Below are 26,370 nucleotides of genomic sequence, written 5' to 3' on the forward strand. Positions count from 1 at the left end.
CCTGAGTCGCCCGCCGGCCCCGGCCCCGGCCCCGGCGTCAGACCTCGTCGACCCGCCAGCCGGTGGCGGCGGTGTCGACCGACACCGCGCCTCCTGACCGCGTGACGACGAAGTCGGCGGACTCGCCGGTGGGCGTGGTCACCGTGATCGAGCGGGTGCCGTCACCCCCGGGGAACACCCTCAGCACGAGACCGTCGAGGTAGTCGTGGTCGGGCCGGTCGTCCCGCGCGCCGACCGGGATCACCGCCCCCTCGCGCACGTAGAGCGGCAGGCTCATGACGTCGTGTCGCTCGGTGCGCCACGCCCCGGACCCCGCGTCGACGACCTCACCGGTGAACCAGTTCGTCCAGCGCCCGGCCGGCAGGTAGACCTCTACGGTGCCGTCGGCTGAGAAGACCGGTGCGACCAGCAGGTCGTCTCCGAGCAGGTACTGCGTGTCGACGTGGGCGGCGCCGCGGTCGCCGGGGAAGGCCAGGGCCATCGGACGCATGACCGGCAGTCCCGAGCGCGACGACGCGAGCCCGGCGGCGTAGAGGTAGGGCATGAGGGACAGCTTCAGCTTCGTGAAGCGGCGGGTGACCTCGACGGCCTCGTCGTCGAAGGCCCACGGCACCCGGTACGACGAGCTGCCGTGGAACCGGCTGTGGCTCGACAACAGGCCGAAGGCCGTCCACCGCTTGTAGACCTCGGCGTCGGGAGTCCCCTCGAAGCCGCCGATGTCGTGGCTCCAGAACGAGAAGCCGCTCATGGCCAGGGACAGTCCGCCGCGGAGGGTCTCGGCCATCGACTCGAAGGTGGACGTCGAGTCGCCACCCCAGTGCACGGGAAGCGCCTGACCACCCGTCGTCGCCGAGCGGGCGAAGACGACGGCGTCGCCCTCGCCGCGCACCTCCTCGAGCACCTCGAAGACCGCCTGGTTGTAGAGCTGCGTGTACCAGTTGTGCATGCGCTCGGGGTCGGAGCCGTCGTGCCAGACGACGTCGGTGGGGATGCGCTCGCCGAAGTCGGTCTTGAACGCGTCGACCCCCTGGGCCTGCAGCCGACGCAGGTGCCCCTGGAACCAGGCCGTCGCCTCGGGGTTCGTGAAGTCGACCAGGCCCATGCCGGCCTGCCAGAGGTCCCACTGCCAGACGCTGCCGTCGGGGTTCCGCACGAGGTAACCGGCCTCGGCCGCCTCGCGGAACAGCGCCGAGCGCTGACCGATGTACGGGTTGATCCAGACGCAGACGCGCAGGTCGCGCTCGTGCAGCCGGGCGAGCATGCCCTCGGGGTCGGGGAACACGCGGGGGTCCCACTCGAAGTCGCACCACTGGAACTCGCGCATCCAGAAGCAGTCGAAGTGGAACACGCTGATCGGCATGTCGCGGCGGGCCATCTCGTCGACGAAGCCCGTGACCGTCGCCTCGTCGTAGTCGGTCGTGAACGACGTCGACAACCAGAGGCCATACGACCAGGCCGGCACGTGGGCCGGCCGACCGGTCAGGCGCGTGTACCGGTCGAGCACGTCGGCGGGCGTCGGGCCGGCGATCACCAGGTAGCGCAGGGTCTCGCCCGCCACTGAGAACTGCACCCGCTCGACCGACTCGGAGCCGATCTCGTACGAGACGTGACCCGGGTGGTCGACCAGGACGCCGTATCCGCGGTTCGTGACGTAGAACGGGACGTTCTTGTAGGCCTGCTCGCTCGACGTGCCCCCGTCGGCGTTCCACACGTCGACCGTCTGGCCGTTCTTGACCAGCGGACCGAACCGCTCGCCGAGGCCGTAGACGAGCTCGCCGACGCCCAGCGAGAGTTGCTGCGAGACGTAGCTCGGCGCGAGGACGCGTCCGGTGCCGGCCCGGGCGTTGCCGAGCATCGCCCCGTCGACCTGGGCGTCCGCGGCGACCCGGTGGTAGCCGACCGACTTGTGGCCCGACCGGGTGAGCACGGTGTCGCCGTCGCGGAACGTCAGCTCGAACGGTGCCCCGCGACCGACCGTGGCCGTGAGGCGTCCCGAGGTCAGGGTCGCGCCTCCTTCGCTCGTCTCGACGACCCCGACCCCGGCGGGGCCGCCCTCGGAGCCCACCAGGTCGAACCCGATCTCGTCACGACCACCGGCGAAGTGCGTGACGTCGACGGCGATCACGCCCTCCATCGGCGAACTCAGCGCGATCGTGAGCGTCGGGCGGTTGAGGGTGTCGCCCCGCGAGCCGATCACCTTGGTGGGTGCGGTGACCTCGATCGAGCGTCCGTCCGCCCGGGGCTCGACGTCGTGGGCCTCCTGGGCGAAGAGGGACTCGACCCCCGGGCGGATCTGCCAGAAACCGTCGGTGAACTTCATGTGGAGCCTTTCGGGGTGGAACGCGTCACTTGACCGCGCCGGCCGTGATGCCGCGGGTCAGGGTGCGCTGGAAGATCAGGAAGAAGACGAGCGTGGGGATCAACCCGAGCAGGGCCGACGCGCTCGTCGTGGTGACGTCCATCAGCCGGTCGCCCTGCAGGGCGGTGATGGCGACGGGGACCGTCTGGTTGCCGTTGGACACCAGGAAGGTGAGCGGGATGAGGAACTCGTTCCACGTCCAGATGAAGAAGAAGATCGCGAGCACCGACAGGGTCGGCCGACTGATCGGCACGATGACCCGCCAGAGGATCTGCCACCGACTCGCCCCGTCGAGCGACGCCGCCTCGAGCACCTCTTTCGGGAACGTGCCGTACACGCTCGAGAGCAGGTAGGTGCCGAAGGCGCTCTGGATCACCGTGAAGATGATGATGACCGCCCAGATGTTGTCGTAGAGGCCCACCTGCTTGAACATGAAGTACAGCGGGTAGAGAAGGGCCTCCTGCGGCAGCATGTTCGCGAGCAGGAACAGCACGATGATCCAGGTGCGACCGCGCACCCGGCCGATGCCGAGCGCGTAGGCGTTGAAGACCGAGATGACCACGGCGAACAGGGCCACCAGCCCGGCGATCACGAAGCTGTTCCAGAGCTTGGCCGGGAACTCGACGCGGTTCCAGAAGTCGACGAGGCCGTCGAAGTACAGCGACGTCGGCAGGCTGAGCGGCCCTCCGGTCGTGTAGTCGGCGGGCGACTTGAACGAGTTGACCAAGATCAACAGGAACGGCAGGGCGATCAGCACGCCGAAGGCGATCGCCGCGGCGAGGATCAGCCAGTCGGTGGCCGTCTTCTTGCGCCCCCGTTGCCTGGCCTTCGGGAGGCGCGGGCTGGGCACCGCGGGACGGATGCGGTCGTCTTTCACCGGCGGCACGACGGTCGTGGCCATCAGCGTTCCCTCTCTGCTCGTTCGACCCGGTTCTGTGCCCGGATGAAGAAGATGGTGATGACGACGATGACGAGCGTCAGCGCCGTCGCGATGGTCGCGCCGTAGCCGACCTGCTGGCTCTGGAAGAACTCGCTGTACGCGTAGTAGCTCGGCACGATCGTCGAGTCGCCGGGGCCGCCGCGGGTCAGGGCGTAGATCGGTCCGAACACCTTCAACGCGGCGATCGTGCAGGTCAGCACGACGACGAAGATCTCGGGGCGGATGATGCTCACCGTGATCGCCCGGAACCGCTGGAACCAGCCGGCGCCGTCGAGTTCGGCGGCCTCGTACAGCTCCGGGTCGACCCGTTGCAGTGCGGCCATGAAGATGACGACGGGATAGCCGAGCTGCACCCAGACCATCACCACCATGATGCTGAGCAGCGCGGTGTCGGGGCTGCCGAGCCAGTTGTGCTGCAGGGCGCCCAGCCCCACCGCGTCGAGGACGGTGTTGAGCGCGCCGTTCTCGGGTCGGAGTATCCAACCGATGACGATCGCGGCGATCGCCACGGGCAGGATCTGCGGCAGGTAGTAGGTCGCCCGCAGGAACGACGCCAGACGGCCGCCGAACTTCCGGCCGATCAGGTCGAACAGCATCGCGGCGAGCAGGAGGCCCAGCACGGTGGGGACCACCACCATGGCGATGATGAGGAAGACGCTGTTGAGGAAGGACGTCCAGAAGCGGTCGTCGCTCATCAGCTCGCGCCAGTTGTCGAGCCCCGCCCAGGTCGGCGGGCGGATGCCCCGGTAGTCGGTGAAGCTGAGGTAGACGTTCCAGATCAGCGGGACCAGGATCACGACCGCGAACAGGACGAAGCCGGGGATCAGGTACAGCCAGAAGCCCGCGCGGCGGGCTCCGGGCAGGAGGCTCTCCTCCGGCGGGAGGGCCGACGACGTGCGTCGGCCCTCGCGACGGGGGCGCGCCTCCCTGGCACCGGGGCGGGTGTCGAGGGAGGTCACGGCTACTTCCCGGTGATGTCGTCGACGCCGCTCTGGTACTGGTCGCCCAGGGTGGTGAGCATCTCGTCCGGCGTGGCGGTGCCGTTGACGAGCTCCTGGGTGCCGGCGACCAGCTGGTCGTAGAAGGTCGGCGTGGGCCAGTCCGGGTAGAACGCCAGGCCGTCGCGGTCGAGCAAGGTGTTGAAGTTCGCGATCAACTCCTGGCTCTTCGGGTCGGTGATGTCGGCCGGGTCGGCCTTCACCGGCACGCCGCCGTTGTTGCCGATGAGGTTCTGGATCTCGGGGCGCATCGTGATGTCGATGAACTCGTACGCGAGGTCCTTGTTGGCCGCGTTCTCGGGGACGACCCAGAGGTTGCCGCCCGACCCGGGTGCCATGTCGCTGCCGGGGAACAGGAACGTGCCCCAGTCGAAGGTCGCCTCGTCGGCGACCCGTCCGGCCCACCAGCTGCCGGAGACCATGATCGGCGCCCCGCCGCTCATGAAGGTCGTGCCCATGTCCTCGGCCTTGATGCCGGTGACGTCCTTCGAGATCCAGCCGTTGTCGACGTACTCCTTCAGCTTGTCGGCGGCGTAGGTCAGCTCGGGGCCCTGCCAGTCGACGTCGCCCTCGTAGAGCTGGTAGTCGTCGACGAACGAACGGTCGGCCTTCGAGAGGGCCAGCTGGTAGAACAACTGCCCGAGCGGGTACTCGCCACCGGCCTCGGCGAGCGGCGTGATGCCGGCGTCGGCGAAGGTCTGCAGGGCCGTCTCGAACTCGTCGTACGTCGTGGGCACCGCGATGCCCTGCTCGGCGAAGGCGTCCTTGTTGTAGAACACCTCGACGTACTCGCCGTAGTTCGGGATGCCGTACCAGCTGCCCGAGCCCATGACGCCCTTCTCGTCGTACTTCGAGGTCGTGGCGATCGACGGGGCGAGGTCGTCGTCCCAGCCGTACTCGTCGACGGCGTCGTCGAGGTTCGCGAGCAGCCCCTGGCTCGCGAGCAGGCCCGCCGTGGCGTTGCCCTTGTTGTACTCGAGGATGTCGGGTGCCTCGTTCGAGTTGAGCACCTGGCTCGCGGTCGAGCGGATCTGCTCGAAGCTCTTCTCCTCGAACTCGACCTTCGCACCGGTCTCTTCCTCGAAGGTGGCGATCGCCTGGTCCCAGGCGATGCCCATGGCGCTGGTCTCGCTCTCGAAGTGCCAGAGCTTCAGCACGTCGGGGTCGGACGACCCCGAGCTGCCTGCCGAGCATCCGGTCAGCAGCGCCGCGGTGGCCGCGAGGGCCGTCCCGACGGCGACGATGCGTCGTTTCTTCATGTGTCTACCTCCTCGTAGAGGCCCCGTGCCGATCGTCGAAGCGTTTCGACGATCAGCGTGGAGCGATGTGATCTGGCCGTCGGATGACGGTGGTGCGATGGTGCGGTGGTGCGGTCGGTAGGGGTTCAGGAGGCGCGGGCCGGCCCGGAGACCGAGCCCTTCGCCAGGTAGGTGGGCGCGATCAACTCGACGCCCGTGTCGAGATGACCGTCGATCCGCTCGAAGGCGGCCCCGACCGCCCGCGAGCACATCTCGTCGATCGGCAGCGGGATGGTGTCGAGGGCCGGCTCGAACTCGTCGGCGGGGTAGCTGGCACAGGCCGCCAGCACCGAGAGGTCGCGGGGGATCTCGAGTCCGAGGCGGCGGACGCGCTGGAGGACGGCCTCGGCGGTGGGCTCGCTGCAGTGCAGCACGAGCGCGGTCATGCCGGGCAGCCTCTCGCGGAGGTCGTCGAACGCCCGGACGGCCGACGCCCGCCCGAGGTCCGCCGCCACGGTCAGCGTCTCGACGCCGCGGCTGTCGGCCCGGCCCGCGAAGGCGTCGTCGAAACGTCGGATGAAGCCGGTGTCGCGCTCGCCGTACGAGGCCGGGTGACCGATGACGCCGATGGTCCGGTGCCCGGCGTCGGCCAGACGGTCGACGCTCTCGGCGGCTGCGGCCGCGAAGTCGAGGTCGATGCAGGCGAGGTCGTCGACGCCCTGCGGGATGCCGATGAACCCGGCCGGCAGGTCGAGTTCGCGCACGAGGTCGACGCGCTCGTCGACGGTCGCGACGCCGATCGCGACGACGCCGTCGACGAGGGAGCTCGAGGCCACGCGCCGGATGCCGGACACCTCGTCGTCGGTGGCGAGGAGCAACACGTCGTAGTCCCGACGACGGGCCGCCTCGACGACGGCGGTGACGAACCGCATCTGGGTGGGCTGGTGGTTGTCGGGCCGGATCGGCGCGCTGAGCGCCAGGATGTTGGTCCGGGCACCGGCGAGCATGCGGGCTCCGGCATGCGGCCGGTAGCCGAGCCGCTCGACGGCGTCGGTGACCCGTTGCCGGGTCGACGCCGCGATCGACCGCTTGCCGGACAGGGCGTACGAGACCGTCGAGATCGACACACCGGCGGCCTGGGCCACGTCGTGGATCGTCGTCATGATGACCTCGCTGTCGGTTGCCGAACGGGTGCGGAAGCGCTTCGACTGCCGCGGGTCGAGACACTACGTCAGCCGCGGCGGGGCGCGCAAGTCTTTTGTGGGAGCCCGCGACAAATGGCCCAGACCTCTTCCGAACCAGCGAAGGACGGGATATGTTGAGGCTCACAACATTCGCGTCGGGGCGGGATCGCCCCACGCGACCGACCCCTCGACCCTGGAAGGGACACCGATGTCCACCACCCCCACCCGCGAAGACAAGTTCTCGTTCGGCCTCTGGACGATCGGCTACAACGGCTCGGACCCCTTCGGCGGCCCGACCCGCCCCCAGCTCGACGTCGTCGAGGCCGTCGAGAACCTCGACCGCCTCGGCGCGTACGGCCTGACCTTCCACGACGACGACCTGTTCGCCTTCGGCTCGACCGACGCCGAGCGCCAGAAGCAGATCGACCGCCTGAAGGGCGCCCTCGACGCGACCGGGATCGTCGTGCCGATGGTCACCACGAACCTCTTCAGCGCACCCGTCTTCAAGGACGGCGGCTTCACCTCGAACGACCGTGGCGTGCGACGTTTCGCCCTGCGCAAGGTGCTCCGCAACATCGACCTCGCCGCCGAGCTCGGCGCGAAGACCTTCGTCATGTGGGGTGGTCGCGAGGGCGCCGAGTACGACAGCGCGAAGGACGTGCAGGCCGCCCTCTCGCGCTACAAGGAGGGCGTCGACATGCTCTCGCAGTACGTGCTCGACAAGGGCTACGACCTGCGCTTCGCGATCGAGCCCAAGCCCAACGAGCCCCGCGGCGACATCCTGCTGCCGACCCTCGGTCACGCGATCGCGTTCATCGAGACGCTCGAGCACCCCGAGATGGCCGGCGTGAACCCCGAGGTCGGTCACGAGCAGATGGCCGGACTGAACTTCACGGCCGGCATCGCCCAGGCGCTCTACCAGGGCAAGCTCTTCCACATCGACCTCAACGGCCAGCGCGGCATCAAGTACGACCAGGACCTCGTGTTCGGCCACGGCGACCTCCAGAACGCCTTCTCGCTCGTCGACCTGCTGGAGCACGGCTCGCCCCAGGGCGGACCGACCTACGACGGCCCGCGTCACTTCGACTACAAGCCCTCGCGCACCGAGACGATCGACGGCGTGTGGGAGTCCGCGGCCGCCAACATGCGGATGTACCTGCTCCTCAAGGAGCGCGCGCAGGCCTTCCGCGCCGACCCCGAGGTGCAGGAGGCCCTGGCCGCCAGCCAGGTCGCCGAGCTCTCGGTGAACACCCTCGCCGACGGTGAAGGCTACGAGCAGTTGCTCGCCGACCGCGCCTCCTACGAGGACTTCGACGCCGACGCCCACTTCGGCGGACACGGGTACGGCTTCGTGCGGTTGCAGCAGCTCGCCCTCGAGCACCTGATGGGCGCTCGGGGCTAGAGCCCGGCGCGTCGGCGTTCGCATCGCGAGCGCCGACGCGCCCCGTCCGGTCGGGCGGCCGACCCGGCGGCACCAGCAGGGGGTAGGAATCCGGTATATTACGAGCATTGCTCTGAAGACCGGCCGAACGGATCGACCTCGATGACTGCCCGCCCCTTGCGCCCCCGCCGCTCGGCGACCGATCGACCGTCGGTCGCCGTCATCGGCACCCGCGGCTACCCCAGCTACTACGGCGGGTTCGAGACCGCGGTGCGCCGGATCGCCCCCGCCCTGGTCGACGCCGGCTGGGACGTCACGGTCTACGGTCGCGACGGGTCGACCCGCGACGACGACCCCGCCCGCGACCGTCGGGTCACCTCCCGCCTGACGAAGGGCGTCGAGAGCAAATCGCTCAGCACCCTGAGCTACGGCCTCACCGCCGTCCTGGACGCCCTCATGCGCCGGCCCGACGCGGCCCTCGTCATGAACGTGGCCAACGGCTTCTGGCTGCCCTTGCTCAGACTGCGCGGCATCCCCGTCCTGGTCAACGTCGACGGCATCGAGTGGGAGCGTGCCAAGTGGGGACGCGCGGCGAAGACGGTGTTCCGTCTCGGAGCCAAGGCCAGCGCGCGCTTCGCGAACGGGCTGATCTGCGACGCCCGCGAGATCGTCCGGCGCTGGCAGGCCGACTTCGGCGTGGACGGCCTGTTCATCCCCTACGGCGGCGACCCGGTCCGCGACCTGCCGGTCGAGCCGGGCCAGCGACACCGCGGGTACGCCCTGGTCGTCGCGCGCTTCGTCCCCGAGAACACCGTCGTCGAGTTCGTCGAGGCGGCCCGCTCGATCGCCGAGCGGCACGACGTGGTCATCGTCGGCTCGACCGGCTACGGCGGCGAACTCGACGAGCTCGTGCGCGGACTGGCCGAGGCGAACGACCGCGTGACCTGGCTCGGCCACGTCAGCGACGACGATCGTCTGCACGCCCTCTGGCAGCACGCCGGGGCCTACTTCCACGGCCACAGCGTCGGCGGCACGAACCCGGCGCTGGTGCAGGCCATGTTCGCGGGGGCGCCCGTCGTCGCGCGCGACACCGTCTACAACCGCGAGGTGCTCGACGGAGCCGGCACCCTCGTGGCGCCCGAGCCCGCCGCCATCGCCGCCGCCGTCACCGCGCTGCTCGACGATCCGGCCGAGCAGGAACGCCTCAGCGCGGCGGCCCTTTCTCGTGCCGCGGACGCCTACACCTGGCAGTCCGTCTGCGACGCCTACGAGGAGGCGCTGAGAGCGACCCTGCCCCGCTCGCGCTGACCGACGATCCCCCCGCACAATAACTTGCACAAAGGTGTGCAAGATCGTACGATCGGGTCATGCCTGCCGCCGATGACCCCGTCCGCGCCACCCGTGCGCCACGCCGCGACGCCACTGCGAACCGCGACGCACTGATCTCCGCCGCGGCACTGCTTCTCAACCGCGACCCGTCCGTGTCGCTCGAGGCCATCGCCGCCGAGGCTGGCCTGTCCCGACGCTCGGTCTACGGCCACTTCGCCACGCGGGACGACCTCGTGCGCGAGGTCAGCCTGCGCGGTGCCGCCCGCATCGGCGTCGCCGCGCGACCGGCACCGATCGCGGACCCCGTCGTGCAACTCGCCTCCCTGGCCGCCCGACTCTGGGCCGAGGTCGAGCACGTGCGCGTCATGGCGCAGCTGACCGTGCGCGGCCCGATGGCCCACGAGGTCGGCGAGGCGCTCGCCCCGTTGCGGAAGACCGTCCGCGACGTCGTCCGTCGTGGCGTGGAATCCGGACGCATGCGCGACGACATCGCTCCCCACACGCTGGCCCACCTGGTGGAGGGCGCCGCCCTGTCCGTGCTCGACGAGGCCACGACGCAGCGGCTCAGCCGCTCCGAGGGCCACCGGCTCGTCATGCTGGCGGTGCTCGGCGTCGTCGGCCTCGACTGGCGCACCGCCGGCGACCTCGTCGCGACCGCCCCCGAACTCGCGCTCCCTCCCGAACCGGCGACCGGCGCCTCCTCGATGCCCCCGACCGGAGAACCCGCATGAGACTCGAACTGCACGACGTCGCGATCGGCGACGGTCCCGGCGCGGCACTCCCCCGGCTGAGCGCGGTCGCCGACCGCTGGGTCCCGGGCTTCGTCGCGGTCGAGACCGAGAACGCGCCCACCCTGGCGTCACTCGTCGCGGGGGGCCGCATGCGCCCCGAGACCGGACGGGTGACGATCGACGGTCGGGCGGACGACGCGGCGATCCGCGCCTCCTTCGCCCTCGTCGACACCCCCACCGTCGCCGAACCGTTCGCGGCCCTCACGGTCGTCCAGGTCGCCCGCGAAGAGCTCGCCCTCGCCGGGCTCCGCGCCGACAAGGCCTCGGCTCGTCTGCTGCTCGAGGAGATCGGGCTGGACGAGCACGAGCGGACCCGCCTGAGCGCCCTGCCCACCGAGCTGCGCGTCCGCCTGCTCTGCGAGTTGGCGGTGCTGCGCCCCGAGGTGCGCGGGCTGGTCGTGACCACCCCCGAACGGCACGGAGGCGACGTCGCCGCCTGGCTCTCGGTCGTCCACGACCTCGTCGGCCGCGACTACACCGTGTTGACCATCACCGGGTTCGCGGCCCTCGCGACGATCGAGTCGCTGCCCACGCCCGAGTTCGCCGCGGCCGGGACCGACGCCGTACCCGAGACCGACACCGCGCCTCCTTTCTCCCCTGACGACACCGCGGTCGCCACCACCCCCGACACCTCCGTCGAAAGCGACCAGCCGTGAAGATCTACGCCCTCGTCCGTTCCGAGCTGCAGCGCCTCACCGCCACCCCGCTCGCCCGCCTGGCACTCGTCGCGCTGATGACCGTGCCGCTGCTCTACGGCGGCCTGTACCTCTGGGCCAACCAGGACCCGTACGCCAAGCTCGACCAGATCCCGGCCGCCCTCGTGAACACCGATGCGGGCACCACGGTCGACGGCGAGACGGTGAACTACGGCGACGAGGTCACCGACCAGATCACCGACGGCGGCGACTTCGACTGGCACGTCGTCTCGGCCGCCCAGGCCGCGGCGGGCCTGCGCGACCAGACCTACGACTTCACCTTCACGATCCCGAAGGGCTTCAGCGACGACCTCACCTCGGCGAGCGGCGACGACCCGAAGCGGGCCCAGATCACCCTCGCGACGAGCGACGTCAACAGCTACCTCTCGTCCACGATCGCCGAGCAGGCGGCGAAGACCATCCGGGCCTCGGTCACCGAGAAGGTCGGCAAGGAGGCGGCGGGCCGCCTGTTGGTCGGCCTGGCCGACGTGCGCACGAACCTGGGCAGCGCGGTCGACGGGGCGAACCAGCTCGTCGCCGGCACCGGTTCGGCCGTCGCCGGCGCGAACCAGCTGGCCGACGGTGCGGCCGACGCGGCGACCGGGGCCCACACCCTCGCCGACGGGACGAGCCAGCTCAGCTCGGGGGCGTCCGCGCTGGACACGGGACTGCAGACGCTGAAGACCCAGACGACGGCCCTGCCCGCGCAGACCCAGACCCTGGCGGACGGTGCCGCCCAGGTGGCGGCCGGCAACGATGCCCTGGCCACCGGCGTGGCCGACGCTGCAACGACGAGCGCGACGGCCGCGGCCGGCCTGCCCGCCGCCCAGCAGCAGGCGCAGCAGCAGATCGCCGAAGCCCTGCGCCAGCAGGGTTACACCGACGAGCAGATCCAGCAGATCGCCGCGACCTTCGCCCCCGCGACCGAGTCGCTGACCACCGCCCTCCAGGACGCGAACACCCAGATCCAGGGGCTGAACACCCAGGTGGGGCAGCTCGCCACGGGTGCCGACCAGGTCTCGACCGGCGCCGCGACCCTGGCCGCCGCCACACCGGCCCTGACCCAGGGCATCTCGTCGGCCGCGACCGGCTCGTCGCAACTGGCCACGGGCGCGGCGAGCGCCGCCACGGGCGCCTCGACCCTCGCGACCGGTCTCGACACCCTGAGCAGCGGGTCCACCTCGCTGCGCGACGGCGTCGTCAGCCTCGACACCGGCACCACCCAGCTCCGCGACGGGCTGCAGAGCGGACTCGGCGAGATCCCCGCGAGCACCGACCGGACGCGCGACGACCAGGCGAGCGCCATCAGCGACCCGGTCTCGGTCAAGGACGCCGCCCTCACGAGTGCCGGCACCTACGGCGCGGGACTGGCACCGTTCTTCATCAGCCTCGCGGCCTGGATCGGCATGTACGCGCTGTTCCTGATCGTGAAGCCGATCTCGAAGCGGGCCATCACCGCCGTCAAGGCCCCCGTGCGCATCTCGCTGGCCGGCTGGCTGGCCCCGGTGGTGCTCGGCGTCGTGCAGATGGTCGCGCTCTACGTCATCGTCACCCAGGCGCTCGGCTTCGAGGTCGCCCACCCGCTCGGCATGATCGGACTGATGGCCCTCGCCTCGGCGGCGTTCGCGGCGATCATCATGACGCTCAACGTCTGGCTCGGCAGCGTCGGGCAGTTCCTCGGCCTGGTGCTCATGGTCGTGCAGCTCGTCACGGCCGGCGGGACCTTCCCGTGGCAGACCCTGCCCGCCCCGCTCGCAGCCCTCCACTTCGTGCTGCCGATGAGCTACGCCACCGACGGCCTGCGCCAGGTGATGTACGGCGGCAGCTCGGCCGCGGCCTGGGGCGACGCCGGCGTGCTGGCGGCCTGGCTGCTCGGCGCGCTCGTGCTGACCTGGGTCGCGACCTCCCGCATGACACGGGCGCGCACGATGCGCGACCTGCGGCCCTCGCTGATCGGCTGAGACCGCCGCTTCCGCCGAGGACGCAGGAGGCGCGGGTCGCGTGACCCGCGCCTCCTGCGTCCTCGCGCGGTCGCGCCGCTAGTCGGTGCGGGTCTCGAGGGTGGGGAGCACGGCGGGGTCGGCGTCGTGCAGGAACGTCGTGAGGCGTTCGACCTCGTCGACCTCGCCGATGGCGGCCGCACCTCGCCGGAGGGCGAAGAGGGACCGCAGCACGCCCCGGTTGGGTTCGTGCGACCACGGCACGGGGCCCTGTCCGCGCCACCCCGCCTTGCGCAGCGCGTCGAGACCGCGGTGGTAGCCGACGCGGGCATAGGCGTAGGCCTCGAGCTCGGCGCCGCGGGCGTCGGCCTCGTCGCTGAGCAGTGCCCAGGCGAGCGACGACGTGGGGTGGGCGACGACGACCTCGGCCGTCGTCAGCGTCTCGAGGTCGGCGACGACGTCGGGTTCGGCGGGCAGGCGGGTCTCGGGCACGCCGAGCAGGTTCGTTGCGGTCATCCCCCCATCATCCCCGACGTCCGTCCCGGGGACCGTCGCGACCCTGGTATAACTCGTTTCGTCGTGCAATACTGAGATATCACACACGGTCATCGGCCGTGTCGGGCGCCACGGTGCCCGCGAGCTCTCGACGAAAGACCACCGTGCCCACGACCCGACCGCGCCGCGCCGCCCTCGACTCCCCCGCCCTCCTGGCGTACCCGATGCACGGCCAGCGCAAGCTGCTCGACGAGGGCTACCGCACCCGGGACGGTCACCTGATCGAATGGCTCGGTCACGACCTCGCGGGCCGTGGCGGGGTCACCGTCGTCTCGAGGCCGGAGCCCCTCGTGACCTCGATCGCCCGCCGCCGCCCGATCGGGGCACCGGCCGTCGGCACCCGGTCGGTCGACCCGATCACGCTCCGGGCTCCCGACCCGCGCGACCGACGACGCTGGTGGGTCGCGTCCGCCCGCGCCTACCCCTCGTTGCCCCCGTCGGCGGCATCCGTGCCGGCCCTCGTCTGGAATCCCTTCGCCGCCGTCGCCCCGGTCGCGGCCAATCCCTTCGCCGGTCCCCGGCGGGTCGTCCTCGACCTGCTGGACGACTGGAGCCGGCACTACGCCTTCGAGAGCATCCGCGCCGAGGTCGACGAGGCCTACGCGGCCGCCTTCGCCCTCGCTGACGTCGTGACGGCCAACGGCGCGGGCACCGCCGACCTCGCCCGCCGACACGGACGCACCGACGTCGTCCTGCTGCCCAACGGCTGCGACCCCCACCGCTTCGACGGCACGAGCCGGGCGACCGGCCCGACCACCGTCGGGTACGTGGGCAAGATCGGGCGGAGGCTCGACCTCGCCGGCATCCTGGCGACCGTCGCCGCCCTGCCCCACGTGTCGTTCGTGTTCGCCGGCCCGGTGCTGGACGCCGAGTACGGGGTGCTGGCCGACTCGCCCAACGTCACCCTGCTGGGCGACGTGCACTACGACCGCGTGCCGGCCCTGCTGCAGACCTTCGACGTCGGCTGGGTGCCCCACCACGTCGGCGAGCGCGAGGTCGGCGGGGACGTCATCAAGACCTACGAGTACCGCGCGGCGGGTCTCCCCGTCCTCAGCACGGCCGTCTGCGGCATCGAGGCGCGCGGTCTGGACGGCGTGACGGTCGCCGACACCGCCGAGCACGCCTCGGTGCTCGCCGCACTCGCCGCAGGCTCCGACGGGCGGGTGCCCCGGCTCCCGGGTGCCATCCCTCCCGACGCCACGTGGCGGCAGAAGGTCGACGTCGTCCGCGACGCGCTCCGCCTGCCGGCCCGCCGACCGTCCTAGACCCGATCAGCCCCCGATCCGACACCACGCCGTTCAGCAGGGAAGAACTCCATGGAACTCAAGACCTTCATCACCGTCGTCCGGACGCGGTGGGTCCTCATCGTCGTCGTGACCCTGAGCGCCGTGCTGCTCGGGGCGACCGCGTCGCTCGCGACGGCGAAGTCGTACGCGTCGTCGACGCAGCTCTTCGTCTCGGTCTCGTCGATCGGCTCGTCGGACGCCGGCGACCTCGTCCAGGGCAGCAGCGCCGCGCAGGCCAAGGTGCGCTCGTACGTCTCCGTCGTCACGTCGGGTCGGGTGCTCGAACCCGTCATCGCCGATCTCGGGCTCGACACCACCCCCGCGGGGCTCGCCTCGAAGATCTCGGCCTCCAGCCCGGTGAACACGTCGTTGATCGACATCTCGGTCACCGACGGCGACCCCGCGCAGGCGGCACGACTCGCCGACGCCGTGGCCACGAGCTTCGAGAAGGTGGTCGAAGAGCAACTCGAACAACCCGTGGGCGGCGGCAGCGGGCTGGTCACCGTCGAGTCCATCGACGCTCCCGTCGTGCCGACGAGCCCGGCCAACCCCAAGCCCGTCCTCTGGATCAGCCTGGCCCTCGGCCTGGGCATCCTGTCGGGCACGGCCCTGGCCCTCCTCCGCAACACCCTCGACACGCGCATCCGCAGCAAGGCCGACGTCGAGGGGGTGACGAACGCGCCGCTGCTCGGTGGCATCGGCTTCCACACAGAAGCCTCCTCGGCCCCGCTGGTCGTCAACAACGATCCGCGCAGCCCACTCGCCGAGTCCTACCGCGCCCTCCGCACCAATCTCCAGTTCGTCTCGTTCGAGGGACGCAGCCGGACCTTCATCGTCACCTCGGCCATGCCCGGCGAGGGCAAGTCGACGACGGCGGCGAACCTGGCCGTCTGCCTGGCCGAGACCGGTGCCTCGGTGCTGCTCGTCGACGCCGACCTGCGCCGGCCCCGCGTCGCCGAGGTCATGGGCCTCGAGGGCGCCGTCGGACTGACCGACCTGCTCGTCGGGCGGGCAGAACTCGTCGACGTCGTGCAGCCGTGGGGACGCCTGGGCCTCCACGTGCTGCCCTCGGGCACCGTTCCCCCGAACCCGAGCGAACTGCTCGGCTCGCTCGCCATGGCGAGCCTCGTCTCGACGGTCGAGGTCGACTACGACTTCGTCATCATCGACACCCCGCCCCTGCTGCCGGTGACCGACGCCGCCGTCCTCAGCCGCTGCGTGAGCGGCGTGATCGTCGCGACCGCGGCCCAGCGATCGTCGCGCCACCAGCTGAAGCAGGCCCTCGCCGCCGTCTCCGAGATCGGCAGCCGCACCCTGGGGGTCGTCCTCACGATGGCCCCGACGAAGGGCCTCGGTGCCTACGGGTACGGAGCCTACGGGGGCTACTACGGTTCGGTGACCGAGAACCCGGTCCCTGCCTCGACGGCGGCGGCCCGATGACCATCCCGCCCCTCGTGATGGTGTGCACCGGGAACATCTGCCGCTCACCGTTGGCCGCCGCACTCGTGCGCAGTGCCACGTCCGCGGCCGTCGAGAGCTTCGGGACGTCGGCCCTGGTGGGTGAACCGCCGCCCCGCCCCACCCTGAAGGCCGCCGAGTCCCTCGGCCTCGACCTGTCGGACCATCGTGCCCGTCAGCTGACGGCCGACGTGGTGGGTCGCGCTCCCCTCGTCCTGGCCCTCGCCCGGGAACACCGCCGGGCCGTCGTGTCGTTGGTGCCGAGGGCGAACCGCACGACCTTCACCCTGCGGGAGTTCGCACGCCTGAGCCGTCTCGTCGATCTCCACGAGACGGCACGCGCGATCGCGTCGAACCCGGACCCCGCCGAGCGTCTGGACCGGGTCGTCGCCCTCGCGGCGGCGCACCGCGGCTCCGGCGTCCTCGTCACGCCCGATGAGGACGACGTCGTCGACCCCTTCGGGCTCGGAGCCGACGTGTACGCGAAGTCGACCGCCCAGATCGTCGACGCGACGAACGACGTCCTCGCCTACCTCGGGCGAGCCCTGAGAGCCTGACGCCGCCCCGACCGCCTCCGACCACGCGCCCCGACGACCAGGTCGTCGGGGCGCTTCGTCGTGGGCGGGGACGACCGCGCGGCGGGACGGTCCCGCGACGGGGACGGTCCCGCGACGGGGACGGTCCCACTCGCTCAGCGGGCTGCCGTGAGGGTGCCGCCGACGACGCCGGGCCGGTCCGACGCGTCGCCGAGGACGCGGTCGTCGCGACCCCGGTCGTCGCGACCCCGGTGCGACCCTGACGGGTGCGCCCCGGACGGGTCCAGCGCGGCTCGGTCGTCGCCGGGACGGTCCTGCAAGGCGCAGAAGGCCCACAAGATCGCGGACGTCGAGAACCAGACGAAGTAGTCGAACGAGAAGAGGGTGACGATCATGACGACGAGGACTGCCCGCCCCGTCCGGGAGGCGTGGACGAACCCGACGACGAGCGCCGCCACCAGCGAGACGATCCCGGCGATACCGAACGTGGCGAGCGTGGTCACGAGCTGGTTGTCCACGACCGTGAAGCCCTCCTGGGGCAGGAGGCCACGGGCGTACAACTCGGCCTCGCTTCCGAAGCCGCTGCCGGCCAATGCCTCGAGCGCGGGCCGCGCGAGGAGTCCGGGGACCGATCGGACCGCCCCCATCCGGTTCTCGTACGAGCCGGATGCCACGAGCGTCCCGACCGCGTCGACGATCTCGGACGCCAGGGCGGCGGCACCCGCGACCGCCCCGAGCACCGTCAGCACGATCTTCGCTGCCCGGGACCGCGCCTCGGAGGTCATCAGGACGTAGGTCACGGCGAGGAGGACGGCGGCGACGACGCTTCGGCTTCCCGACAGCAGGATGCCCGCCGACAGCACGAGGACGGCGAACGGCGGGAACCAGACGGGGAAGGTCCGCCGCGCGACGAGGACGAGGACCAGGCAGACCGCGAGGAACACGGCGTACGGGATGGGGTGGCCGAGGGTGCCCTCGACCCGGACGAGACCACCGGGCAGGATCTTGTTGTCGCTGACGAACGAGCGGCCCGTCGCGAGGACCTTGTACCCGAAGGGGATCGGACGATGGGTGACCGTGAGCTCCACGACTCCGACCACGACCTGCGCGAGGCCGAGGACGACGAGACCGCGGACGAACACGCGGAGGTCGCGGGGCGACGACGTCGACACGAGCCACGAGACCGCGACCCCGATCGCCGCGAGCTCGGCCATGAGGACGATCGTCGACGGGGCGAGCGCCAGCACGCAGACGATCGAGAAGGCGAAGAACGCGGTCGTCGCCAGTGTGGCCCGCGGGCGGCCGACGGACCACGAGCGGGGCGAGACGAGTGCCGCCACCGAGACTCCGGCCACGGCGGCCACGGCGGCGTGGCGGACGATGTCGGGCGCGGAACCCGACGTCGTCGAGATCAGGACGGCGAAGGCGACGACGAGCGCCGCGCCTCGTCGCCGGTCGGCCGGCAGGAGGAGCCCGCCGACGAATGCGACCAGGGCCGCCGCGGCGGCACCGGCGAGGACGACGATCATCGGGCGGCCTCCCCTCGAGCGTGCGGATCCGACGGACCGACCGGCGCGGGCTCGGCGGCGGGCTCGACGGCTGGCACGCACGAGGCGCGGCGCGACCGCGCGAGGACGACGAGCTGGACGACGAGCCCCACGGCCTCGGCCGACACGAGTGCCGACACGGCGCCCAGCGCGCCGTGGTGGGCGCCGAGCACGAGGACTCCCGGAACGCCGACGACCGCCGACGCGACGGACGCCGTCGTCGTCTGGGCGTGGCGCCCTGCACTGACCAGGGCGAGGCCGGCGCCACGAGACGCGCAGATGACGGTGATCAGCACGCCGCCCGCCAGGGCGAGGTCGGGCGACACCGGGACGGTGCCCGTGAAGAGGACGACGGCGACGGCCGGCATGGACAGCGCGAAACCGACGCCGACGACGAGGCCGAGCCCGGCGTTCAGCCCGAGGGAGACCAGGCTGCGACGGTGCGCGAGTTCGGCGGAGGGCACGCCCACCCAGGTCTGCAGGCGGTCGGGAATGGCGGACACGACCTGCAGCCCCATGCGCAACGGTCGGTCCACCGCGGCGAATCCGGCCACGGAACCGGGCGAGACGGTGCCCAGCAGGGCCGCGGGCAGGGATTTGTAGGTCGTCGCCACGCCCCGCCCGACCACGAGGACGAGTTGGGAGCGCACGACGGCCGGGACCGCGCGGAAGTCGTCCGCCCCGGGCAGACGGGCGCCCCCGAGACGAGGCGCCACGCCGAACGTGACGACGGCAGCGAGGACCATGCCGGCGCCGTAGACCTCGAGCGGCGCACCGGCGGCGATCGCGACGGCCGAGACGAGCGAGACCAGCACGCGCGGCGACGTCTCGGCGACGAGGACCAACAGCGGGCGCCCGAGGCCGATGAAGTACCAGGTCGGGCTGAGTGCGCCGAGCGCGACCCCTACGGAGACGAGCGCGGCCGCCGGGCGGTGTTCGTCCACGACGGCGAGCGTCACGGCCGCCGCGACCGGCAGCAGGACGGCGGTGGCGACGAGCTTGCTGGCCGATGCGGTGGCGAAGAGGTCACCGGGTGGCCGGGTCGCCCGGGCGACGCGTTGCGGGCCCACGATGCTCCAGCCGAGTTCGGCGACGACCGCCGTGGCGATGCCGACGGACAGGCCGACGGCCACCGCCGCCCAGCCCGACGCCCCGTGGGTCGAGGTGATCGCGGGGATCACGGCCAGCGGGGCGGCCGCACCGAGGGCCGGCACGAGCAGGTGGAGGGCGAGACGGCCGACCTGCCGCCCGAATCCCCTCACGAGTCGACCCGCCGAGGGCCGAGGGCCGACAGGTGGTCCGTGAACCGGTCGTACGATCTCTGCACCACCGACTCGAGGCGCTCGGCGACGTCGTGGGGCGACTCCGCCTGGTGGGCGAGCGGCGCCCCCACCAACGCGTCGGCGATCGAGGAGGCGCTGGCCGGCTCGGTCTGGACGAGCAGGCCCCCTGCCGCGCACCGGACGTCGTCGAGGGCGCTGGATCGCTGCGTGACGACGGTCCGACCGCACGCCAGCCCCTGCCAGACCTTGTTCGCCACGACGCCGCGGGCCTTGGCCGAGGAGCCGAAGACCCCCAGGACGACGTCGGCCCGGACGATGTGGGCGAGGAGTTCGCGCTCGGGCACCGCGTCGACGAAGGTGCACCGGTCGCCGAGGCCCGCTCGACGGACCCGGGCCTCGACGGCCCGGCGGGCGGGACCGTCGCCGACGAGGACGACCTCGACCCGGCGACGGGCTCCGATCAGTGAGAGGGCGTCGACGACGAGATCCACGCCGTGGAGGGGAATGTACCCCCCGTAGTACAACACCCGGAGCGCGTCGTGAGGCGGAGCGGGCGGTTGCCAGGTGGCCCAGGCCGGGGCACCGACCGCGAGGGGGACGACCGCCGCCGAGGGGCCGTGGCGCCGGACGATCTCGGCGGCCCGTGGCTCGGTGTCGATCAGGTAGAGATCCGCGCACCTGACGGCCGCGGCGTCGAGCACACGGAACCGGAGGGCCGCGGGCGATGCCGGGGAGACCCGCCGCCAGTCGTCGACCGCCGTCTCGTATTGACTGACGAACCCGTCGACGACGAGAGCGGCACCCTGCAGACGGGCGACGAGCCACGCGAGCGGCGCGTGGCTGAGCCGGAACTCGGAGAGCAGGACGACGTCGGCGCGCCGGGCTCCCCGGACGAGTGAGCGGACGTCCTCGATCGCGCGACGCAGCCGACCCGCGGCACGCGACCGCGGGGCGACGACGACCGACGCGCCGAGCCGTCCTTCGAGGTGGGCCCGCACGCGGACGTTGCGGGGGTAGCCCGTGTCGTGCACCCCGTACTGGAGGACCCGGAGGGGACCCGCCCCAGGGCAAGGCGCTCGGGTCGGGCGACCGGACGGGCCGCTCATCGGGCGGCCGCCGTGATGCCGAGCCGGGACAGCCGGTCGACCACGGCGTCGACCGACGCACCGACGGACAGGAGCGAGGCGTTCGCGGCGACGTGGTCCGAGACCGTCCGGCGCAGCGCGCGGTCGGCGGTCAGGTCGCGGACGGCGGACAGCCACCGGTCGGGTTCGCCCACGGGCAGGACGAGTCGTCGTCGCAGGTCGGGGTCGGTCACGAGGAGGGGTGCGGCACCGTAGCTGTCACCCAGCAGGACGGGTACGCCCGCGGCGGCGGCCTCGACGGCGCTGCGGCCGAAGGCCTCTCGTGAGGCCGTCCCGACGAAGAGTCCGGCGTCGTCCCACAGCCTCGCCGGGTCGACCCACCCGGGCATGGTCACGCCGTCGGGCAAGGAGGCGCGGAGCCGGTCCTCGAGCGGGCCCTGCCCGTGCAGGCGGCCGGGGACGCCCGCCCGTGCCGCGAGCTCGACGAACGCCGCAGGCCGCTTGTCGACGTCGAACCGGGCCGCCCAGACGAGAGGCGCGGCCGCCTCGCCCCACGAGCTGCGGGCCGAGAGACGGATGCCGGCCGGGACGAGGTGGGGACGGCGCGCCCGCGCCACCTCGTCGGCGAGGACCGGCGTCGTCGCCCAGACGTCGTCGGCCCCGCGCAGGGCGCGACCCTCGACGAGGCGGAGGGCGACCCGACGGAGGCACGCCTGCTCGCCGGGAGCGGGCCACGGCAGTCCGCGGACCCACGCCACCCAGGGCGTGGACCCGTGACGCCGCAGCCGGGCGAGGGCGACGTCGCTCTGCGTGACGAGCGTGACGACCACGTCGGCGGCATCGGCCTCGGGGGCGCTCGTCACGAGACCGGCGACCTCGTCGACGACCGCGCGACCGTGCGCACGGACCGTCACCTCGCGGACGCCGGGGGTGGTCGCGACCGTGCCGCGAGCCGTCGGGCGCAGCCCCACGACGGCTCGCCAGTCGAACCCCCGGCCCCGCGCTTCGGCGACCAGGTCGTGGGTCGAGCGGTAGACCCCGCTGCGGGCCATCAACGGCGCCGCGACGAGCAGGACCCGGGGCGCCGAGCGGGAGCCGTCGGCGGCGGGGGACGGGGCGGACGACGGCACGGAGCACTCTCGCTTCTGTTCGGGAGACAGGAAGTGATCGACCCTCAGACCGATCATCAAGAGTATAGGTGTGAAATATGAGTCAGGTCAACGGTCGACCGACACGAGGGGTCAGAAGCGGTGACGCACGACCCACGAGTGCATCACCACGGCGGCGGCCGCCGCGGCGTTGATGCTGCGCGTCGAGCCGAACTGCGAGATCTCGAGCACGGCCTCGGCCGCCGCGAGCGCCTCGGGCGACAGGCCAGGCCCCTCCTGCCCGAAGACGAGGACGCAGCGCTCGGGCAGGTCGAACGTCTCGATCGGCACGGACCCCTCGACGTTGTCGACGGCGAGGACGGGGAGGCGCTGCTCACGGGCCCACGCCAGGAACGTCTCGACGTCGGGGTGGTGCAGCACGTGCTGGTACCGGTCGGTGACCATCGCCCCCCGCTTGTTCCACCGGCGGCGACCGATGATGTGCACGGTGTCGGCCGCGAAGGCGTTGGCGCTGCGCACGATCGACCCGATGTTCATGTCGTGCTGCCAGTTCTCGACGGCGACGTGGAAGCCGTGCCGGTGCGCGTCGATGTCGGCCACCACGGCCTCCATCGTCCAGTACCGGTAGCGGTCGACCACGTTGCGTCGGTCACCCTCGCGCAGCAGCTCGGGGTCGAAGTGGTCCCCCTCGGGCCAGGCCTCCTCGCCGCCGGGCCAGGGGCCCACCCCGTGCGTGAGTTCGTCGCTCGGCGGGGTCGGGGACTCGTCCTGGGGCATCCGACCAGGGTAGGCGGTGGGCGGAGGCGACCCGCGCCTCCTCGTCGTCAGGGCACCTCGCTAAGGTGAGCGCCATGGGTGCACGCGAAGACGTCGAATGCTGGCTGACCGACATGGACGGCGTGCTCGTCCACGAGAACCACGCCCTGCCCGGCGCGGCCGACCTGATCCAGCAGTGGCAGGACGAGGGCACGCCCTACCTGGTGCTGACGAACAACTCGATCTTCACCCCGCGCGACCTGGCGGCCCGTCTGCGCGCCTCGGGGCTGCACGTGCCCGAGGAGCGCATCTGGACGAGCGCCCTCGCCACCGCCGACTTCTGCCGGTCACAGATGCCCGGCGGCTCGGCCTTCGTCATCGGCGAGGCCGGCATGACCACCGCCCTGCACGAGGCGGGGTTCATCATGACCGAGACCAACCCCGACTACGTCGTCGTGGGCGAGACGCGCAACTACTCGTTCGACTCGATCACCAAGGCCGTGCGGCTCATCCTGGGCGGTGCACGCTTCATCGTCACGAACCCCGACGCCACGGGCCCGAGCGCCGACGGCGTGCTGCCCGCGACGGGCGCGATCGCCGCGATGATCTCGAAGGCCACCAACAAGGAGCCCTACGTGGTCGGCAAGCCCAACCCGATGATGTTCCGTTCGGCGATGAACCGCATCGGCGCGCACAGCGAGAACACGGCGATGATCGGCGACCGGATGGACACCGACATCATGGCCGGCATCGAGGCCGGGCTGCACACCATCCTCGTGATGACGGGCATCAGCGACCAGGCCGAGATCGACCGCTACCCGTTCCGGCCGAACGAGATCCTGGCCGGGGTGCACGAACTGGTGCGCAGCGAGCCGATCGAGTCCGACGTGGTGCCGTCCGAGGCCTGAGGCCTCCGGAGGCGCGGGCAGCCTCGACGCGTCAGCCCGCGACGGCGACGAGGCTGGTCGTCAGGGGTTCGCCGCCGCTGCGGTTGACGAAGCACGAGTACGTGCGGTCGCCGGCGGCCCACGCGTCGGCGTCGGCCGGGAAGCTCGCGAGCAACTGCACGTCGGGGTAGGCCGCGGCGGCCTGCCGGTCGAGCGCGTCCGCGCCCGTGCAGAGCAGGTTCATCTGGCTCTGCAGCACGTCGGCACCCGGGTAGGCCGCGGCCGCGTCCCCGTCGAGGGTGCCCAGTCGGGTGAGCTGGGCGACGTGCGGCTGCGCACAGTCAGCGACCTCGTAGTCCTGCTGCCAGGCCGATTCGAACGCCGAGAAGCACTCGCCGCCCTGCAGGTCGGCGTACGAGTGCGTGCCTGCCGCGAGCGGCCCGGCCGGGGCGACCTCGGCGGCGGGCTCGACCGGCGCAGCCGTCACGGTCCGGGCCGCGGTCGGTGCCGCGGCGGCGGCCGACGCGTCGCTCGTCAGGTCGTCGGTGGAGGCGAAGAGCGATCGCGAGAGGAAGAAGAGCGCGACCAGCAGCAACAGGATCACGAGCCCGGCACCCACGGCGGCCAAGCCCTTGTGCGACCGGACCCACTCGGCCAGGCCTGCCGTGCGCGGTGTGGTGGCGGGCCTCTCGTCCACCGGACGGGTCTGCGGCACGAACACGCCGGCTCCGCCGACCTCACGGCGCGGCCGCTCACCCGTCAGGGCCGAGGTGGCGCTCATCGAGACGCCGGGCAGCACCTGCGTGGCATCGACCCCGGGGTCGTCGACGTCGGGGCGCTCGTCGAGGGCGGAACGAGGAGGCGCGAACAGCGCGGTCGCGGTCGTCACCTCGGCCCCGTCGTCCAGGCCCTCGTCATCGGCGTCGGCGTCTGGGTCTCGGTCGGCGCGGGACGACTGCTCGACGTCGGGCACGGGCCCGACCTCGGACGGCGGCACATCGCCGGAGCCGGACAGCGACCAGGCGCCGGGGGCGTCGTCCGCGTTCGTCGCGTGCTCGGGCTCGTGCTCGCTCTCGGGACGTGCGCCCCGCGGCTCGACGGCCGCGGTGCCGGCACCTGACGGGACGACGCCGAGGATCTCGGTGAAGGTGGGCTCGCGGTCCCCCCTCGAGCCGGAGTCGGCCCTGGGCTCCGGGACGGACGACGCCTGGGTCGTGGGGGACGGCGTCGGCGTCGGCGTCAGCGTCGGCGTCGAGGGGACCGCCGCGGCGCCGGGGACGCCGGGCTCGACCCCGCCACGGGAGGCCGCCGAGGCGGCAGCGGCCGCAGCAGCTGCGGCTGCGGCTGCCTCGGCCAGACGGCGTTCGCGCCGCGTCATCTCGTGGTGCTCTTCGACCCACCACGGCGCCTCGACACCGCCCTCGCGGGAATCGACGGCCGGCTCGGGCTCGGGCTCGGGCTCGACATCGGACGCCGGTCCGGGCTGGGGCTCGGGCTCTGCTCGAAACTCCGGCTGGGGCTCGGGCGTCTGCTCCGGCTCTCCTTGGGACTCCGGCTCAACGAGGCGCTCGGGCTCGACTTCGGCCTCGGACGCCGGCTCGGGCTCTGCCGCTGCTTGGAACGTCGGCTCCGCTCGGCGCTCGGGCTCGGGCATCGGCTCGGACTCGGGCTCGGGCTCGACATCGGACGCCGGCCCGGGCTCGGGCTCGGGCTCGGGCTCGGGCTCGGGCTCGGGCTCGGGCTCGGGCTCGGGCTCGGGCAGAGCATCCCAGTCGAAGGTCGCTGGTTCGGCGGATTCGGCCCGGGGTGCCGAGATGAGGGCGGTGAAGGGCCCTGGCTCGTCGCTCACGCCGGCACGCTCCTCGACGTCGGCGAGACCCGACGCCTGAGCGGCATCACCGGCGTCATCGGCGTCCTCGGGGTCGGACGGCGGCGACTCGGGTCGCCTCGACTCGGGCTGAGCGGGAAGGTCGGGAACGGGCACGGACGACGGAGGCGGCGGCGGCACGGACCCCGTCAGCGCTCCGAGGTCGAGTGCCTGGGGGTGACCGAAGGTCTTCGGCGGAGGCGTCCCGGCCGGGGACTCGGGCACGACGAACGGCAAGGGGGTCGGAGGCGACACCTCGGCCGAGCCCGTGGGCACGGACGCACCACCCGGGTCAGCCGGTCGCTCGGGGTCGTCGTCGTCGTGGGGGACGTCGACCGCGCGCGTGGCCGGCGGCAGGTCGAGCGCCTGCGTGGGGACGTCCTCGGGGGCGGTGTCGGGAAGACGACCCGCGCCTCCTGACGGGGTGTCGGTCGTGTCGTCGTCGTCGTCGGCACCGTCGAACTGGGCGGCGAGCCAGTCGCTGGCGTCGTCGCGCCCGGCGTCGTCGCCGTCGTCGCCCCTGGGCCGGTCGTCGGTCACGGTGTCAACCCGAGGTCTTCCAGCCCGATCGCGGCGAAGTAGGGGTAGCCGGCTGCCTCGATCACCTCGCGGGCTCCGGTGCTGCGGTCGACGACGACGGCGACGGCGGCGATCTCGGCCCCGACGGCCTCGAGGGCCTTGGCGGCGGCGAGGGGTGAACCACCGGTCGTCGAGGTGTCCTCGAGCACGATGACCCGCTTGCCCTCGAGGTCGGGGCCCTCGACCTGCTTGCCACGGCCGTGGTCCTTGGGCTCCTTGCGGACGACGAAGGCGTCGTAGTCCTTGCCGAGCGCCACGCCCTGGTGCAGCACGGCGGCGGCGATCGGGTCGGCGCCCATCGTCAGGCCACCGACCGCGAACACGTCGGGCACCTCGTCGATCAGGTCGACCATGACCCGGCCGATCAAGGGCGCGACGCGGTGGTCGAGGCTGACCTTGCGGAGGTCGATGTAGTACGTCGCCTTCTTGCCGCTGGTCAGCGTGAAGTCGCCGTGGAAGACGGCCTCGGAGCCGATGTAGTCGATGAGCTGCGTGCGTGCGTCGGTCACGGTGACCCATGGTAGAGCAGGCGGGCTCCGAACGTCGGGGCGGGCGGACACGGCTCGA

The 26,370-nt window shown here is 72.1% G+C and carries 22 protein-coding genes; 9 read left to right on the top strand and 13 right to left on the bottom strand.

The window, feature by feature from the left end; all coding sequences use genetic code 11:
* Positions 1–37: 37 nt before the first annotated feature.
* The 5 genes from yicI to ASL10_RS14585 all read right to left on the bottom strand — a co-directional run bounded on the left by yicI (position 38) and on the right by ASL10_RS14585 (position 6,698).
* The gene (gene yicI / locus ASL10_RS14565; protein ID WP_056049597.1) at positions 38–2,320 is read right to left on the bottom strand and encodes an alpha-xylosidase; all 2,283 of its coding nucleotides are present in this window, start codon (positions 2,318–2,320) and stop codon (positions 38–40) included.
* Positions 2,321–2,345: 25 nt separating this feature from the next.
* Entirely contained in the window at positions 2,346–3,260 is a 915-nt protein-coding gene (locus ASL10_RS14570) for a carbohydrate ABC transporter permease (protein WP_056049601.1), read from the bottom strand.
* Positions 3,260–4,258, bottom strand: a complete 999-nt coding sequence (locus ASL10_RS14575; RefSeq protein ID WP_082454854.1) for a carbohydrate ABC transporter permease — start codon at positions 4,256–4,258, stop codon at positions 3,260–3,262. Before ASL10_RS14575 ends, ASL10_RS14570 begins: the two co-directional genes overlap by 1 nt.
* 2 nt (positions 4,259–4,260) lie before the next feature.
* Positions 4,261–5,556, bottom strand: coding sequence for an ABC transporter substrate-binding protein (locus tag ASL10_RS14580; RefSeq protein WP_055978261.1), 1,296 nt, complete (start codon positions 5,554–5,556; stop codon positions 4,261–4,263).
* Positions 5,557–5,681: 125 nt separating this feature from the next.
* On the bottom strand, positions 5,682–6,698 hold the full coding sequence (locus ASL10_RS14585; protein WP_056049604.1) for a LacI family DNA-binding transcriptional regulator: 1,017 nt from the start codon (positions 6,696–6,698) through the stop codon (positions 5,682–5,684).
* 229 nt (positions 6,699–6,927) lie between these two features.
* Between ASL10_RS14585 and xylA the strand changes: the two genes are divergently transcribed.
* From xylA to ASL10_RS14610, 5 genes are all read left to right on the top strand, one after another.
* Positions 6,928–8,121: a xylose isomerase gene (gene xylA, locus ASL10_RS14590; RefSeq protein ID WP_055978258.1), complete on the top strand. Its 1,194-nt coding sequence runs from the start codon at positions 6,928–6,930 to the stop codon at positions 8,119–8,121.
* Between the two features lie 141 nt (positions 8,122–8,262).
* Positions 8,263–9,408, top strand: coding sequence for a glycosyltransferase (locus ASL10_RS14595; protein ID WP_056049607.1), 1,146 nt, complete (start codon positions 8,263–8,265; stop codon positions 9,406–9,408).
* Between the two features lie 59 nt (positions 9,409–9,467).
* Positions 9,468–10,160 carry a TetR/AcrR family transcriptional regulator gene (locus ASL10_RS14600; RefSeq protein WP_056049609.1) on the top strand — a complete coding sequence of 231 codons (693 nt, stop codon included), beginning with the start codon at positions 9,468–9,470 and terminating at the stop codon, positions 10,158–10,160.
* Positions 10,157–10,876, top strand: a complete 720-nt coding sequence (locus ASL10_RS14605; protein WP_056049612.1) for a hypothetical protein — start codon at positions 10,157–10,159, stop codon at positions 10,874–10,876. Before ASL10_RS14600 ends, ASL10_RS14605 begins: the two co-directional genes overlap by 4 nt.
* Entirely contained in the window at positions 10,873–12,876 is a 2,004-nt protein-coding gene (locus tag ASL10_RS14610; protein WP_056049616.1) for a YhgE/Pip family protein, read from the top strand. The genes ASL10_RS14605 and ASL10_RS14610 overlap by 4 nt, the downstream gene beginning before the upstream one ends.
* A 78-nt stretch (positions 12,877–12,954) precedes the next feature.
* Here ASL10_RS14610 and ASL10_RS14615 read toward each other — a convergent pair whose 3' ends face one another.
* Positions 12,955–13,371: a DUF3151 domain-containing protein gene (locus tag ASL10_RS14615; protein WP_056049619.1), complete on the bottom strand. Its 417-nt coding sequence runs from the start codon at positions 13,369–13,371 to the stop codon at positions 12,955–12,957.
* Positions 13,372–13,514: 143 nt separating this feature from the next.
* Here ASL10_RS14615 and ASL10_RS14620 point away from each other — a divergent pair, with 143 nt between their 5' ends.
* The 3 genes from ASL10_RS14620 to ASL10_RS14630 are packed head-to-tail and all read left to right on the top strand — an operon-like array spanning position 13,515 to position 16,711.
* A complete protein-coding gene (locus ASL10_RS14620; RefSeq protein WP_157485557.1) occupies positions 13,515–14,675 on the top strand; it encodes a glycosyltransferase in 1,161 nt (386 codons plus the stop codon).
* Between the two features lie 51 nt (positions 14,676–14,726).
* On the top strand, positions 14,727–16,136 hold the full coding sequence (locus ASL10_RS14625; protein WP_056049622.1) for a polysaccharide biosynthesis tyrosine autokinase: 1,410 nt from the start codon (positions 14,727–14,729) through the stop codon (positions 16,134–16,136).
* Positions 16,133–16,711 carry a hypothetical protein gene (locus ASL10_RS14630; RefSeq protein ID WP_056049624.1) on the top strand — a complete coding sequence of 193 codons (579 nt, stop codon included), beginning with the start codon at positions 16,133–16,135 and terminating at the stop codon, positions 16,709–16,711. Before ASL10_RS14625 ends, ASL10_RS14630 begins: the two co-directional genes overlap by 4 nt.
* A gap of 134 nt (positions 16,712–16,845) precedes the next feature.
* On the opposite strand, the gene ASL10_RS14635 is transcribed toward ASL10_RS14630, so the two are convergent.
* From ASL10_RS14635 to ASL10_RS14655, 5 genes are all read right to left on the bottom strand, one after another.
* Complete coding sequence (locus tag ASL10_RS14635; RefSeq protein ID WP_056049627.1) at positions 16,846–18,219, bottom strand: O-antigen ligase; 1,374 nt, start codon at positions 18,217–18,219, stop codon at positions 16,846–16,848.
* Entirely contained in the window at positions 18,216–19,499 is a 1,284-nt protein-coding gene (locus ASL10_RS14640; RefSeq protein ID WP_056049632.1) for a hypothetical protein, read from the bottom strand. The genes ASL10_RS14635 and ASL10_RS14640 overlap by 4 nt, the downstream gene beginning before the upstream one ends.
* Positions 19,496–20,551, bottom strand: coding sequence for a glycosyltransferase (locus ASL10_RS14645; protein ID WP_056049634.1), 1,056 nt, complete (start codon positions 20,549–20,551; stop codon positions 19,496–19,498). Before ASL10_RS14645 ends, ASL10_RS14640 begins: the two co-directional genes overlap by 4 nt.
* A 71-nt stretch (positions 20,552–20,622) precedes the next feature.
* Positions 20,623–21,792 (bottom strand): glycosyltransferase family 4 protein, encoded by a 1,170-nt coding sequence (locus ASL10_RS14650; RefSeq protein ID WP_082460635.1) that lies wholly within the window; start codon positions 21,790–21,792, stop codon positions 20,623–20,625.
* Between the two features lie 54 nt (positions 21,793–21,846).
* Positions 21,847–22,491: a TrmH family RNA methyltransferase gene (locus tag ASL10_RS14655; protein ID WP_056049637.1), complete on the bottom strand. Its 645-nt coding sequence runs from the start codon at positions 22,489–22,491 to the stop codon at positions 21,847–21,849.
* Between the two features lie 74 nt (positions 22,492–22,565).
* On the opposite strand from ASL10_RS14655, the gene ASL10_RS14660 reads away from it, so the two are divergent.
* Positions 22,566–23,378, top strand: a complete 813-nt coding sequence (locus ASL10_RS14660) for an HAD-IIA family hydrolase (RefSeq protein WP_056049640.1) — start codon at positions 22,566–22,568, stop codon at positions 23,376–23,378.
* Between the two features lie 31 nt (positions 23,379–23,409).
* Here ASL10_RS14660 and ASL10_RS16120 read toward each other — a convergent pair whose 3' ends face one another.
* Positions 23,410–25,764 carry a septum formation family protein gene (locus ASL10_RS16120; RefSeq protein WP_056049643.1) on the bottom strand — a complete coding sequence of 785 codons (2,355 nt, stop codon included), beginning with the start codon at positions 25,762–25,764 and terminating at the stop codon, positions 23,410–23,412.
* Positions 25,761–26,312 carry an orotate phosphoribosyltransferase gene (pyrE, locus tag ASL10_RS14670; RefSeq protein ID WP_055978230.1) on the bottom strand — a complete coding sequence of 184 codons (552 nt, stop codon included), beginning with the start codon at positions 26,310–26,312 and terminating at the stop codon, positions 25,761–25,763. Before pyrE ends, ASL10_RS16120 begins: the two co-directional genes overlap by 4 nt.
* Between the last annotated feature and the right edge of the window lie 58 nt (positions 26,313–26,370).

Origin of the sequence: Frigoribacterium sp. Leaf8 (assembly GCF_001421165.1) — a bacterium.
Lineage (GTDB): Bacteria > Actinomycetota > Actinomycetes > Actinomycetales > Microbacteriaceae > Frigoribacterium.